The organism is Candidatus Eisenbacteria bacterium (genome assembly GCA_016235265.1).
Classification (GTDB): Bacteria; Eisenbacteria; RBG-16-71-46; order RBG-16-71-46; family JACRLI01; genus JACRLI01.
Map to the genome: position 1 here is coordinate 97,848 of JACRLI010000009.1, position 13,950 is coordinate 111,797.

At 71.8% G+C, this 13,950-nt stretch carries 9 protein-coding genes; all 9 read left to right on the forward strand.

The window, feature by feature from the left end:
* The first annotated feature begins 111 nt into the window (after positions 1 to 111).
* The 9 genes from HZB25_05110 to topA all read left to right on the forward strand — a co-directional run bounded on the left by HZB25_05110 (position 112) and on the right by topA (position 13,908).
* On the forward strand, positions 112 to 2,628 hold the full coding sequence (locus HZB25_05110; protein MBI5836604.1) for a ComEC/Rec2 family competence protein: 2,517 nt from the start codon (positions 112 to 114) through the stop codon (positions 2,626 to 2,628).
* Positions 2,607 to 3,308, forward strand: a complete 702-nt coding sequence (locus HZB25_05115; protein ID MBI5836605.1) for a phosphoribosylglycinamide formyltransferase — start codon at positions 2,607 to 2,609, stop codon at positions 3,306 to 3,308. The genes HZB25_05110 and HZB25_05115 overlap by 22 nt, the downstream gene beginning before the upstream one ends.
* A gap of 5 nt (positions 3,309 to 3,313) precedes the next feature.
* Positions 3,314 to 4,243 (forward strand): phosphoribosylaminoimidazolesuccinocarboxamide synthase, encoded by a 930-nt coding sequence (locus HZB25_05120; protein MBI5836606.1) that lies wholly within the window; start codon positions 3,314 to 3,316, stop codon positions 4,241 to 4,243.
* Positions 4,244 to 5,773 (forward strand): bifunctional phosphoribosylaminoimidazolecarboxamide formyltransferase/IMP cyclohydrolase, encoded by a 1,530-nt coding sequence (gene purH / locus HZB25_05125; protein MBI5836607.1) that lies wholly within the window; start codon positions 4,244 to 4,246, stop codon positions 5,771 to 5,773.
* A gap of 177 nt (positions 5,774 to 5,950) precedes the next feature.
* Positions 5,951 to 7,543: a glutamine-hydrolyzing GMP synthase gene (gene guaA / locus HZB25_05130; protein ID MBI5836608.1), complete on the forward strand. Its 1,593-nt coding sequence runs from the start codon at positions 5,951 to 5,953 to the stop codon at positions 7,541 to 7,543.
* A gap of 76 nt (positions 7,544 to 7,619) precedes the next feature.
* Entirely contained in the window at positions 7,620 to 8,210 is a 591-nt protein-coding gene (locus tag HZB25_05135) for a hypothetical protein (GenBank protein MBI5836609.1), read from the forward strand.
* Positions 8,211 to 8,249: 39 nt separating this feature from the next.
* Positions 8,250 to 11,132, forward strand: coding sequence for a preprotein translocase subunit SecA (locus HZB25_05140; protein ID MBI5836610.1), 2,883 nt, complete (start codon positions 8,250 to 8,252; stop codon positions 11,130 to 11,132).
* A 14-nt stretch (positions 11,133 to 11,146) separates the two neighbouring features.
* Complete coding sequence (locus tag HZB25_05145) at positions 11,147 to 11,608, forward strand: DUF494 family protein (protein ID MBI5836611.1); 462 nt, start codon at positions 11,147 to 11,149, stop codon at positions 11,606 to 11,608.
* A gap of 2 nt (positions 11,609 to 11,610) precedes the next feature.
* The gene (gene topA, locus HZB25_05150) at positions 11,611 to 13,908 is read left to right on the forward strand and encodes a type I DNA topoisomerase (protein MBI5836612.1); all 2,298 of its coding nucleotides are present in this window, start codon (positions 11,611 to 11,613) and stop codon (positions 13,906 to 13,908) included.
* The last annotated feature ends 42 nt before the right edge of the window (positions 13,909 to 13,950 follow it).

Consider the following 13,950-nt stretch of genomic DNA (forward strand, 5'->3'; position numbering starts at 1 on the left):
CGCCGGTTGTCCACGCATCCCCGGGTTTCCGCCTCGAGCCCGACCGGGTCTTCGCGTGCCGTGCGGCTGCGCGACCTCGAGTCGGGTACGCGCCTTGCGTAACGGGCATCCGTGTCCCGGGCGCACGCGTTCTGGTACGGGGCGTGGGCGGCCGCTACGCTCGGGTACGTGGCCGGGTTCGTGGCTGTCCCGATGCTCGTCGCGAGCGTCTCCGCGCGCGCGTGGCTCTCACCGGAATCAGATCCGGACACGCTGGCCGAGGGGCCGGTGCGCTGCATCGCGAAGGTGGTCAGCTCGCCGGAGCCGCGCGGGGAGGGATGGGAGTGGGTGGTCGCGACGCCGGCCGGCTCCCTGGGGGCGCGCGGACGCGAACACCGCAGGCTGGGCGTGCGCCTGGCCCGCGGAGAGGCCCCCGGGGTGGCGCCGGGGGCCTGGCTTGAGGTGGTGGGCGAGTCCGAGCGCCTGCGCGGGCCGACCAATCCGGGAGCGTCGGACTTCCGCCAGGTGGCGCGCGCCCGCGGCATCGGCGGCTGGATCCGGGTTCGCGATCCCGCGGGGGTCCACCTGCTGCACCGCGCGGGCTGGCTCGCGCGCGCGGGCGAGGAGCTGCGCTCCTGGGTGCGCGCCACGTGCGGCGCGCGCCTGCCTCCGGATGCCGCGGCCTACGCCGGCTCGCTGATGCTCGGCGAGACCGGGCGGCTCCCGGGAGAGGACCGGGACGGCCTGGTGGCGCTGGGCGTGATCCACATCGTGATCATCGCCGGGCTGCACCTGCACATCGTGCACGGCCTGGCGGGATCCATCGTGGCGCGCTGCCTGCCGCGCGCCCGCTTCGCCCTGCCGCTGGCGGTGACCTTCGCCTACGCCTGGCTGGCGCACCTGCACGTGCCCGCGCAGCGGGTGCTGGTGAGTCTCGCGGCAGGGGAGATCGCGCGCCGCCGCGGGCTGGCCCACAGCGCCCGCATGGGAGCCGCGGTGGCCGGGGCGGCGCTGCTGCTGCTGGAGCCGGCGCGCGCCCGCGACGCGTCGTACGTGCTGAGCGTGGCGGCCACGTGGGGGCTGCACGAGCTGCCGTTTCCGGCGGTTGGGGCGGGCCGGTGGCGGCCGTTTCAGGAGCTGCTGCGCGCCTCGCTGCTGACCCAGGTGGCGGTGTGGCCCCTGCTGGCCTGGACGGTGGGCCGCGGTTCGCTGGTGGGACTGCCCGCGAACCTGGTGGCCGTGCCCATCGCGGCCGCCATGCTGGCGCTGCTTCCCGCGGCCTGCGCGGTGAGCGCGGCGCTGCCGTGGCTGTCCTGCATCGCGGGGGCGGGAGTGTCCGGGGGCGGCGCGTCCCCGGCCCTGCACGGGGATGCCCCCGGTGTGCTCGTGGAATGTTTGCGGTGGGTGGCGTGGTTCCCGGCCTCGGCGCTGGGGAGGGGACTGGCGGTGATGGCCCGGTTCGGCGAGGACCGGCTGGGCAGCGGAACTTCGCTGGTGGCGGTGCGACCCGCGTGGGTGATCGCCGGCCTGGTGGCGCTGGCGCTGCTGGCGCACGGGCCGCGCCGGTGGCGACGCGCGGCGGCGCTGGCAGTGGCGTCCCTGAGCTTGCTCATGGCTTTCGGCCAGCGCGGCAACCCGTGCCGGGCTGCCTGCGTGCGGCTGGCCTTCCTGGATGTGGGCCAGGGGGACGCCTGCCTGGTGACATTCCCCGACGGCGCCTCGGTGCTGGTGGACGGGGGTCCGCGGCGACCGGGCTGGGACGCGGGCTCGCGCGTGGTGTGCCCGGCGCTCGATGCGCTCGCGGTGCGCCGCCTCGCCTGGGCCGCGGCGACACACAGCGACATGGACCACCTGGGCGGGCTGCTCACGCTCGCGCGCCGCGGGCGCGCAGGGACATGGCTCATCCCGCCGCGGGCGGCCGGTGGGCAGTGGGGCGCGCTGGACTCGGCCGTCGCGCGAGGGGGCGGGGGAGGATTCGGTGGTGGATTAGGTCGTGGCTTCAGTCGAGGCTTCGGAGCTGGCGTCTGCGGACGGTCCCAGCCAGGTCCCGGGCCCGCGTCGGGGCGAGACATCGAACTCACGCCGGGTCTGCCCCCGGTCGAGATCGCCGCCGGCTGGACCTGGCTGGATGCCTCGCGTCGCGACACGGTCTACGCCGTGTACCCGGATGCCTCGGCGCTGCGCTCGGGGCTCTCCGAGAACGACCTGTGTCTGGTGCTGGAGATCGCCACGCCGGAGGGCCGCGTGCTGCTCACGGGCGATCTCGGTATCGCGGGGGAGGCGCGCCTGCTGGCCGCGCGGCCCGGGCTGCGCGGCGTGGCGCTGCTCAAGGTCGGCCACCACGGCAGCCCGGGCTCGAGCTCGCGCGAGTTCCTGGACGCGCTCGCCACGCGCCACGCGGGCGGGCCCGCGCCGGTGGCGGCGGTCTCGGTGGGCCTGCGCAACCCCTTCGGTCATCCCTCCGCGGCGGTCCTGGACCGGCTCCGGGAATGCGGCTACCGGGTGGCCGAGACCCGTCGCGAGGGCGCGCTGCTCTTCGAGCTTCGCCGTGAGGGCCCGGTGCGCGTGGGGGCCCCGGCCTGGACCTGCGGCAACACTCGAATCAAGTCCCGCAACCGTCTGTTGCGATGGTTGTTGGGCTACGAGTGAATCCCCGATTGCCGGGCGGCGCGGGAACGTGGTCTAATGTGCGCGTGACTTCCCGTGAGAAGCGTCAGCCACACAGGATCGCGGTCCTGGCATCGGGCGTGGGCAGCAACATGGTGGCCCTCGCGGACGCGGCTGCCGCCGGGAAGATCCCGGGGAGCATCGAACTGGTCCTCAGCGACGTGCCCGGCGCGCCGGTGCTGCAGCGGGCGTCCGAGCGGGGCATCGAGGCGCGCCACCTGGATCCCGGCAGGAGCCGCCACCGGCTGGACGGCGAGGCGGAGGCGGCCTACATCCGCGAATTGCGTGGCCGCGGCATCACGCTGGTGTGCCTCGCGGGGTTCATGCGGATCCTGCACCCGGCCTTCCTCGAGGCTTTCTCGAATTCCATCCTGAATGTGCATCCCTCGCTGCTGCCCGCGTTTCCCGGGCTGGACGCGGTGGGGCAGGCGCTGGCGTTCGGGGCGCGGGTGACCGGCGCCACGGTGCACTTCGTGTGGCCGGCGGTGGACGCCGGCCCGGTGGTGCTCCAGGAGGCCGTGCCTGTTCGCGAGGGCGACACGCACGAGACGCTGGCCGCGCGCGTCCACGACGTGGAGCATCGGATCTATCCCCGGGCGGCGGCGCTCTTCTGCGAGGGGCGGCTGTCCGTGGAGGGGCGACACGTGAGGATCCTGTCATGAGCGCCATGCCCGCCGGCGTCCGGCCGCGACTTTCCGTTCCCGGCGCCCGGCCCCTGTTCTCGGGCAAGGTGCGCGACGTCTACGAGGCCGGCCCCGGCCGGCTGCTGCTGGTGGCCACGGACAACCTGTCGGCCTTCGATGTGGTGCTGCCCACCCGGGTGCCGGGGAAGGGCCAGGTGCTGACGCGCGTCTCGGCGTTCTGGTTCCGCACCCTGGCCGCGGCGCGCCCGCACCACCTGCTGTCCACGGACGTGGCGGAGTTCCCGCCGCCGTTCTGCGACCACCCGGAGAGCCTGGCCGATCGCGCCATGCTGGTGCGGCGCACGCGGCGCATTGACATCGAGTGCGTGGTGCGCGCCCGTCTCACCGGCTCGGGCTACAAGGACTACCTGGCCACCGGGCAGGTGGCGGGCATCGAGCTGCCGAAGGGGTTGCCCCACGGCGCCGTGCTGCCGGAGCCCATCTTCACCCCGGCCAGCAAGGCCGATTCGGGCCACGACGAGAACCTGACCTTCGCGCAGATGGCGGCGCGCGTGGGCCGGGAGAAATCCGAGGCGCTGCGCGAGCGCAGCCTGCGGATCTTCGCCGAGGCGGCCGCGGTGTGCCGCTCGCGGGGCCTGGAACTGGTGGATACCAAGTTCGAGTTCGGCGAGCCGCTGGCCGGGGGCGAGGCGGGCTTCGACCCGTCGGCCCCGCGCGCGGCGGCCGGCGAGCTGGTGCTGATTGACGAGATCCTCTCGCCCGACTCCTCGCGCTTCTGGGAGATGGGTGCGAACGGCACGCCGCGCCAGGCTCTCGACAAGCAGTTCGTGCGTGACTACCTGGAGACGCTCGACTGGGACAAGACCGATCCCGGGCCGGAGCTGCCGGCGGAGATCGTGGCGCGCACGCAGGCCCTGTACCGCGAGGCGGAACGCCGCCTCACCGGAGCGTAGATGATCGAAGTGCGCCGCGCCCTGCTCTCGGGCTGGGACAAGGAAGGCATGCTGGAACTGGCCCGCGCCCTGGCCCCGCGCGGCGTGGAGCTGCTGGCCACCCGGGGCACGGCCTCGGCGCTGGAGGAGCAGGACATCGCGGTGACGCGGCTCGAAGCCTGGCTGGGCTTTCCGGAGATCCTGGGTGGGAGAGTGAAGACGCTGCACCCGAGGCTGCACGCCGGCATCCTGGCGCCGCGCACGCCGGCGGGGCTCCACGAGTTGGAGAGCATCGGCTCGGCGCCCATCGACCTCGTGGCGGCCGACCTGTACCCGTTCGAGGATGCGGTGAGCGCCAGCCCCGGCGACCGCGCGCACGGCGTGGAGCACATCGACATCGGCGGCGTGACGCTGCTGCGGGCCGCCGCGAAGAATGCCGAGTACGTGGCGGTGCTGCCGGACGCCGCCAGCCGCGCGGAGTTCCTGTCCACGCTGGCGGAGGCGCCCGCCGCGCCGCGCGTGGAGCCGGGTGCGGCGCGCCGCTGGGCCGCCCGCGCGTTCCGGATCACTTCGGCCTACGACGCGGCCATCGCCGCGTGGACGTGCGCCGACGAGCCGCTGCCCTCGGTCCTGGCGCTGGGCGGGCGGCTCTCGCTGCCGCTGCGCTACGGCGAGAACCCGCACCAGCCTGCGGCATGGTATCGCGGTGGCGGCGAGCTGCCCTTCGAGCGGCTGCACGAGGGCCGGGAGATCAGCTGGAACAACCTGCTCGACCTGGAGGCCGCCACCGGCCTGGCGGGGGAGCTGGCCGGCCCGGCGGCGGTGATCGTCAAGCACACCAACCCGTGCGGGGCGTGCCAGGCGCGCACCGTACTCGAGGCGGTGCGCGGGGCGTGGGGCACCGACCCGCTTTCGGCCTTCGGCGGCATCGTCGCGGTGCGCGGCGCGCTGGACGACGCCTCGGCCGCGCTGCTGGCGGAGCAGTTCGTGGAGGTTGTGGCGGCGGAGAGTTTCGAGCCCGCCGCGCTGGCGCGGTTGCGCGCGAAGAAGGGCCTGCGCATCCTGCGCGGCCCGATGGCTGCGCCCGGGCCGGCGGTGCGCGTGCGGAGCCTGCTGGGGGGCATCGGCGCGCAGGCCGGGCCCCACGCCATTCACGGCGAGTGGCGCGACGCGGGCAAGCGTGCCGCCACGGAGCCGGAGCGCGCCGACATGGAGCTGGCCTGGCGCGTGGCGGCCGCGGCGCAGTCCAATGGCATCGCGCTGGTCCGGGGCGGGCAGCTGATCGGGCTGGGCAGCGGTCAGACCAGCCGCGTGGACTCGGTGCACATGGCGCTGTACAAGGCGGCGCGCAACGGCCACGACCCGCGCGGGGCGGTGCTGGCCTCGGACGGGTTCTTCCCGTTCCGCGACGGCGTGGACATGGCCGCCGAAGCCGGGGTGGCGGCGGTGGTGCAGCCGGGCGGCTCGCGCCGCGACGCCGAGGTGATCGCCGCCGCCGACGAGCGCGGCATGGCCATGGTGATGACCGGCTGCCGCTGCTTCCGGCATTAGGCGCGCGCGGCACGGCCCGGGGTCGCGCACAGGTGTGAGCGGCCGGGAGTGGCGCCGGGGCATGCGCGTGCGAATGGTGCCCAGGGCGCGCAGGCCGCGCACCGGCGTGAGCCGCCGGGAGTGGCGCCGGGCGCGCAGCCCCCGATCGGACCGGAACAGGACCTGAGGAAAGGACCCATGGAGACCCACGCACCCGACACCGTCGCCGTCCGGGCAGCTTCCCCGGCGCGCCCGCGCCCGTGGGCCCTGGTGTTCGACTGCGGCTCGCAGTACGTCCAGCTGATCGCGCGGCGCCTGCGCGAGGCCGGCGTGTATGCCGAGATCCACCCCTGGCACCTGGAGGCGGAGGCGGTGAAGGCCCTGGCGCCGGATGCGCTGGTGATCTCGGGCAGCCCGGCGAGCGTGGACCGCCAGGGCGCGCCCCGGATTGACCCGGCGGTGCTGGACCTGGGGCTGCCGGTGCTGGGCATCTGCTACGGGATGCAGGCCACCGCGCACGCCATGGGCGGGAGCGTGAGCCGCTCCCGCTCGCGCGAGTACGGCCGGGCCCGGTTCCGGCCCGACCCCGCGTGCCCGCTCTTCGACGGGCTGCCTGCGGAGTTCCGCGTGTGGATGAGCCACGCCGACAGCGTGGAGTCGCTGCCGCCGGAGCTCACCCCGGCGGGGCGCACCGACGCGTGTCCTTTCGCCGCGTCCTGGGTGCCGTCGCGGCGGCTGTTTCTGATCCAGTTCCACCCCGAGGTGACGCACACCGAGCACGGGCCGAAGATCTTCGAGAACTTCGTGCGGAAGGTGGCGAAGCTGGATGCCACCTGGTCCATGGCCGCCTACCTGGACCGCGAGCTGCCCCGCATCCGCGAGCGCGTGGGGAGCGACCGGGTGCTGCTGGGCCTCTCGGGCGGGGTGGACTCCACCGTGGTGGCGGCGCTGCTGGGGCGGGCGGTGGGCCAGCAGGCGGCGGCCATCTTCGTGGATCACGGCATGATGCGTGCGAACGAGGGGGCGCAGGTGCTGGAGGCGCTGCGCCAGGTCTCGCCCATCGAGATCCACGCGGTGGACGCGAGCGAGCGATTCCTGGGCCCATTGACCGGCGTGGTGGATCCGGAGCAGAAACGGCGCATCATAGGGGCTGAGTTCATCCGGGTGTTCGAGTCCGAGGCGGCCCGCCTGGGCGGCTTCCGCTTCCTGGCCCAGGGCACGCTGTACCCGGACGTGATCGAGAGCGCCGGCTGGAATACCGGCCCCACGGCGCGCATCAAGACCCACCACAATGTGGGCGGCCTGCCGGAGGACCTCAAGTTCGAGCTGCTGGAGCCGCTGCGTCACCTGTTCAAGGACGAGGTGCGTGCGCTGGGGCTGGAACTGGGGCTCCCGCGGCCTCTGGTGTTCCGTCACCCGTTCCCCGGCCCGGGCCTCGCGGTGCGCATCCTGGGGCCGGTCACGGCGGAGGCCTTGGACACGCTGCGCGCAGCGGATACAATCTTCATCGAGGGCCTGAGGCGGCGGAAGCTGTACGATCGCACCTGGCAGGCCTTCGCGGTGCTGCTGCCGGTCCAGACCGTGGGGGTGATGGGCGACGAGCGCACCTACGAGCAGGTGGTGGCGCTGCGGGCCGTGACCTCCGAGGACGGCATGACCGCGGATTGGGCCAAGCTGCCCGGCTCCTTCCTGGACGAAGTGGCCACCCAGATCGTCAACCGCGTGCCCGGCGTGAACCGGGTGGTCTATGACATCAGTTCCAAGCCGCCGGCAACCATTGAGTGGGAATAGGTCGCACCGTGGCCCGCGTGCCTCCTCCGGGGAGCAGGCGGGCGGCGGGCGGCCCGGTCGCGCGCGCAAGCTCCCCGTGGGCCTGGAGCCCGGGGAGCTGAAACGCAAGGCCATCCACCTCTCCACCGTCGTCGTCCCCCTGATCTACCTGGACGCGCACGTGAGCCGCAAGGAAGCCGCGCTCGCGCTGGCCCTGGTGCTGCTGGCGCTGCTGGCGGTCGAGGTGGTGCGGCTGCGGGCGCGGTTGTTCGGCAACTTCTTCCGGCAGCTGCTGGGGGACGCGTTGCGCCGGCGGGAGCGCGGGGAGCTGCTGGGGGCCACCTACCTGGTGCTGGGTTTCCTGGTCACCATCCTGGCCTTCGAGAAGCCCGTGGCGGTGGCCGCGTGCGAGTTCCTGGTGCTCGGGGACACCGCTGCCGCGCTGGTCGGAAAGAGCGTCGGTCGCATCCGGGCGTTTGACAAGACTCTGGAGGGGAGCCTAGGCTGCTTGGCGACATGCGGGGCCGCGGCGTGGGCGCTGAGCGCCACCGTGCCGGCCCTGCCCCTGCAGGTGGCCCTGGCCGGCGCGGTCATGGCGACGCTCTTTGAGTTGCTGCCCGTACCCATGGACGACAACCTGAGGATCCCGCTCTCCGCGGGCCTCCTCATGCACTTCCTGCTCCCTTAATAGAGAACGCACCGGCAGGCGAGAGGCGAATCGAAAAGCATGTTCTCATCGTTGCTGACCAAGCTGTTCGGAACCAAGTACGACCGCGACGTGCGGCGGATCCAGCCCATCGTGGATGAGATCCACCGCTTCTACGCCGAGTTCGAGTCCCTCACCGAGGAGCAGCTGCGGGCCAAGACCGGGGAATTCCGGGCCCGACTGGCCGAGGGCGAGGAAGTGGACGACATCCTGCCCGAGGCCTTCGCCGTGGTGAAGCAGGCGTGCAAGCGCCTGGTGGGGCGCAGCTGGCCGGTGGTGGGCCGCGAGACCAGCTGGGACATGGTGCCCTTCGACGTGCAGCTGGTCGGCGGCATCGTCCTGCACCAGGGGCGCATCGCCGAGATGGCCACCGGCGAGGGCAAGACGCTGGTCGCCACGCTGCCGCTGTACCTCAACGCGCTCACCGGCCAGGGCTCGCACCTGGTGACGGTCAACGACTACCTGGCGCGGCGCGACAGCGAGTGGATGGGTGAGGTCTACAAGATGCTGGGCCTCACCGTGGGCTGCATCCAGACCGACATGGACTTCGAGGAGCGCCAGCAGGCCTACGGCGCCGACATCACCTACGGCACCAACAACGAGTTCGGCTTCGACTACCTGCGCGACAACATGGCGGTCCACCCGGACCACCGCGTCCAGCGCGGCCACGCCTACGCCATCGTGGACGAGGTGGACTCGGTCCTGATTGACGAGGCGCGCACCCCGCTCATCATCTCCGGCCCGGTGGAGCAGTCCAACGCCAAGTACGAGGAGCTCAAGCCGGTGGTGGAGCGGCTGGTCCGCGCGCAGGAGCGGATGGTGGCGGACCTGGCTTCGGAGTGCGAGAAGCTGCAGCAGTCCCCCGACAGGGAGGACGACCTCGGGGTGAAGCTGCTGATGATCCAGCGCGCCGCGCCCAAGAGCAAGCGCTTCCTGAAGCTGGTGGGCGACCCCACGCTCAAGAAGCTGGTGACGCAGACCGAGCTGGCCTACATCCGCGACAAGCGGATGAGCGAGATCGACGACCAGCTCTACTACGCGGTGGAGGAGAAGAACCACAACACCGACCTGCTGGAGAAGGGCCGCGAGCTGATCAGCCCCACCGACCCGGCGCTGTTCGTGCTGCCCGACCTGGCCACCGAGCTGCCGGCCATCGACCAGGACCCGGCGCTGGACGAGGCGGGCCGCATCGAGGCCCGCGAGCGCCTGCACGCGGTGTTCGCCGACCGCAGCGAGCGCAACCACAACATCCAGCAGCTGCTCAAGGCCTACGCTCTGTTCGAGAAGGACAACGAGTACGTGGTGCAGGACGGCAAGGTGCTCATCGTGGACGAGTTCACCGGGCGCCTCATGTCCGGACGCCGCTACAGCGACGGGCTGCACTCGGCCATCGAGGCGAAGGAGGGCGTGCGGATCGAAGGCGAGACGCAGACCTTCGCCACCATCACCCTGCAGAACTACTTCCGGATGTACGGCAAGCTGGCGGGCATGACCGGCACCGCCGAGACCGAGGCGCCGGAGTTCTTCGACATCTACAAGCTGGACTGCGCGGTCATCCCCACCAACAAGCCGTGCGTGCGCGACGACATGCAGGACGTGGTGTACAAGACCAAGCGCGAGAAGTACGCCGCCATCATCGACGAGATCGGCGTGAAGCACAACGTGCTCAACGCCAAGCAGCACGCGCGCGAGGCCGAGATCGTGGCCACGGCCGGGCAGAAGGGCGGCGTCACCATCGCCACCAACATGGCCGGCCGCGGCACGGACATCAAGCTGGGCGAGGGCGTGCGCGAGCGGGGCGGGCTGTTCATCCTGGGCACCGAGCGCCACGAGAGCCGGCGCATCGACCGCCAGCTGCGCGGCCGCGCGGGCCGGCAGGGCGACCCCGGCGCCTCACGCTTCTACCTCTCGCTCGAGGACGACCTGATGCGCCTGTTCGGCTCCGGCCGCATCGCGGGGATCATGGAGCGGCTGGGGGTGCAGGAGGGGGAGGTCATCGAGCATCCGTGGGTGACCAAGGCGATCGGCACGGCGCAGAAGCGGGTGGAGGCGCACAACTTCGACATCCGCAAGCACCTGCTCGAATACGACAACGTCATGAACCAGCAGCGCACCGTGATCTACGAGATGCGCCGCGAGGCGCTGGAGTCGGGGGCCGACTTCTCGGAGCGCACCCGGGAGATGCTGGCCGAGGTGGTGACCGACACCCTGGCCCCGCACTACGAACTGGGCAAGTTCTCCGAGGAGTGGGAGCTGCCGCGGGCCGCGGGGGAGGTGGCCCTGCTGATGGTCGCCCCGGTGCCGGCGCTGCCCTGGGGCGGGGAGCGGGTGGAGCAGGAGGAGGTGGAGGAGTTCTTCCAGGCCTTCGCGCTGGAGACCTACCGCGCGCGCGAGCGCATGCTGGGCCCGGAGCTGATGCGCGAGGTGGAGCGGAACGTGTTCCTCTACACCCTGGACGAGAAGTGGCGCGACCAGCTCTACGAGATGGACCAGCTGCGCGCCGGGATCGGGCTGCGCGCCTACGGCCAGAAGGACCCGCTGGTGGAGTACAAGGGCGAGGCCTACCGGCTCTTCGAGGATCTGACCGGGGAACTCAACCGGGAGACCGTGCGCCGGTTGTTCCGGGCCCAGGTGCACCGTGAGCCCGGCGGCGCGGCGGCCCCGCCGCCCCCGCCGCGGAGGCCGGCGCGCCGCGCCGAGCCCAGGGCGGTCCATTCCGAGGTGACGGCCTTCGGGACCGCGGAGCGGCCGGGCGAAGCCGCGGCGGCGGCGGCGGCCGCCACCCCCGGGGGGGAGAGCCATTCCCCGAAGGTGAACAAGGGCCCGCAGGTGGGGCGAAACGACCCCTGTCCCTGTGGAAGTGGCAAGAAGTACAAGAAGTGTTGTATGTTGACCGAGGTCTGAGCAAGGAGAACCGCATGTCTCAAGATCCGGTACGTGAGATCCTGGAACTCATCACCCAGCAGTTCCGCTCGTTCATCGAGGGGGACGGACTTGCATTGGAGGAGCTCACGGACCTGCTCACCTCCCGCGACTACGAACCGGAGGACCTCCGGGCCGCCTTCGAGCTGATCGTGCAACTGCTCGAGCCGGTGGCCGAGGAGAACTTCCAGACCGTCGGTGCCGGCGGCAGCCGCAACCGGGTGCTCAACCACTGGGAGCGCTCGAACCTCACGCCCCAGGCCTACGGCTACCTGCTGCAGCTCAAGCAGAACGGCTCGCTCGACGACGATCATATGGAGCTGATCCTCGAACGCGCGGGCGCATCCGGCGCCCGCCGCATGGACGTTCGCGACGTCGAGGACCTGGCCAGCTGGGTCCTCTTCGGCATGGAGACGGAGGACGGCGGGCCGGACCAGGAGCGGAGCCGCCTCCACTAGCCATGGCCAAGAACCTGGTGATCGTCGAGTCGCCCACCAAGGCGAAGACCATCAAGAAGTACCTGGGCACGGGCTTCGACGTGATGGCCTCCAGCGGGCACATCATGGACCTGCCGAAGAACAAGCTGGGCGTGGACGTCGAGAACGACTTCGAGCCGGCGTACGTGCAGATCCGCGGCAAGGCCAAGATCGTCAAGGAGCTGAAGGCCGAGGCCAAGAAGGCCAGCAACATCTTCCTGGCGCCCGACCCCGACCGCGAAGGCGAGGCCATCGCCGCGCACCTGCGCGACCTGCTGGGCGGGGGCAAGGCCCACGTGCAGCGCCTCGATTTCTACGAGATCACCAAGCCGGCCATCCTCAAGGCCCTCGAGCACCCGCGCGAGATCGACCAGAACAAGGTGGACGCCCAGCAGGCCCGCCGCGTGCTGGACCGCCTGGTGGGCTACCAGGTGAGCCCGTTCCTGTGGGGCACCATCCGCTACGGCCTGTCGGCCGGGCGCGTGCAGACCGTGGCGCTGCGCCTGATCTGCGAGCGCGAGGCCGAGATCGACGCGTTCGTGCGCGAGGAGTACTGGTCGGTGCATGTCGAGCTGTCCGCCCCGGGCAGCCCGCTGCGCTTCAAGGCCAGGCTCATGCGCAAGGACGGCGAGAAGCTGGCGCTGCCCGACGCGGCCACCGCGCACGCGGCGGCGCGCGACCTGGGCGGGGCGGAGGCCGCCGAGGGGCCCTGGGGCGTGGCGCCCGCGCACCCGGACTACGAGATCCGCGAGGTCAAGCGGCAGGAGAAGCGGCGCCAGGCGCCCGCGCCCTTCACCACCTCCTCGCTGCAGCAGGAGTCCTTCCGCCGGCTGCACTTCTCCAGCCAGCGCACCATGGTGCTGGCGCAGCAGCTCTACGAGGGCATCGAGCTGGGCGGGGAGGGCTCGGTGGGTCTGATCACATACATGCGCACCGACTCCACGCGCATCTCCCAGGAGGCGCTGGGCGAGGTTCGCGGCCACATCGAGACCTCCTACGGCAAGGAGTACCTGCCGGCCAAACCCAACGCGTTCGCGGTGAAGGCCTCGGCCCAGGACGCGCACGAGGCGGTGCGGCCCACGTCGGTGGAGCGCACCCCGGAGAGCGTGCGGCAGTTCCTCACCGCGGAGCAGTTCCGGCTCTACCAGCTCATCTGGCGCCGCTTCGTGGCCTGCCAGATGGGCCCGGCGGTCTACGACCAGACCTCCGCCGACATCCAGGCGGGCGCGTACACGCTGCGCGCCACCGGGACGGTGATGAAGTTCGACGGCTTCACCCACGTCTACGCCGACATCGAGCCCGCGGGCGAGACCCCCAAGGACGAGCGCGGGGTGCTCCCGCCGCTCGCCGCCGGCATGAAGCTCACGCCGCACGCGGTGCTGCCCGAGCAGCACTTCACCGAGCCTCCGCCGCGCTACTCCGAGGCCTCCCTGATCCGGGCGCTGGAGGAGAACGGCATCGGCCGGCCGTCCACCTACGCCACCATCGTGAGCACCATCACCACGCGCGACTACGTGAACAAGGACAAGGGCAAGCTGACGCCCACCGACCTCGGCAAGGCCGTGTTCACGCTGCTGATGAAGATCATGCCCAACATCTTCGACGTGGGCTTCACCGCGCACATGGAAGACGACCTGGACAAGGTGGAGGAAGGCAAGCTCGGCTGGCGCCAGGCGGTGCGCGAGTTCTACGACCCGTTCGAGAAGCTGCTCAAGGAGGCGGAATCGCGCAAGGAGGCCCTGCGCGAGGAAGTGTCCACCGTCAGCCAGGAGTTGTGCGAGCGGTGCGGCAAGAACCTGGTCCTCAAGTACGGCCGTCACGGCCCGTTCCTGGCCTGCCCCGGCTACCCGGACTGCAAGTTCACCAAGCCGCTGAAGGCCGAGGAGGCCCCGGTGCCGGTCGACGACGTGTGTCCCACGTGCGGCGCGGGCATGGTGATCCGGACCGGCCGCTACGGGCGGTTCGTGGCGTGCAGCCGCTACCCCGAGTGCAAGACCACCAAGCCGGTCAGCACCGGCGTGAAGTGCCCCGACTGCAAGGAAGGGGACGTGACCGAGCGGCGCAGCAAGCGCGGCCGCGTGTTCTACGGCTGCAACCGCTACCCGGACTGCAAGTTCGCCTCGTGGGATCCGCCGGTCCCCACGCCCTGCGAGGCGTGCGGCAACCCGTTCCTGGTGAAGAAGAAGACCCAGGCCAAGGGCGAGTTCTACCGCTGCCCGAACCCCAAGTGCAAGGCGGAGTACGACCCCTCGGAAGTGGAATCCCGCGCCGAGGCCACCTGACCGCCGCGGGCGGCGGCGCGCCCGCGCGAGGCCGCCCCCGGG

What these genes read in the sequence shown, in the direction of transcription:
- HZB25_05145 (MBI5836611.1), top strand. Translation starts at nt 11,147, where the DNA reads ATGTCTCAAGATCCGGTACGTGAGATCCTGGAACTCATCACCCAGCAG.
- topA (MBI5836612.1), top strand. Translation starts at nt 11,611, where the DNA reads ATGGCCAAGAACCTGGTGATCGTCGAGTCGCCCACCAAGGCGAAGACC.
- HZB25_05115 (MBI5836605.1), top strand. Translation starts at nt 2,607, where the DNA reads ATGGTTGTTGGGCTACGAGTGAATCCCCGATTGCCGGGCGGCGCGGGA.
- purH (MBI5836607.1), top strand. Translation starts at nt 4,244, where the DNA reads ATGATCGAAGTGCGCCGCGCCCTGCTCTCGGGCTGGGACAAGGAAGGC.
- guaA (MBI5836608.1), top strand. Translation starts at nt 5,951, where the DNA reads ATGGAGACCCACGCACCCGACACCGTCGCCGTCCGGGCAGCTTCCCCG.
- HZB25_05120 (MBI5836606.1), top strand. Translation starts at nt 3,314, where the DNA reads ATGCCCGCCGGCGTCCGGCCGCGACTTTCCGTTCCCGGCGCCCGGCCC.
- HZB25_05140 (MBI5836610.1), top strand. Translation starts at nt 8,250, where the DNA reads ATGTTCTCATCGTTGCTGACCAAGCTGTTCGGAACCAAGTACGACCGC.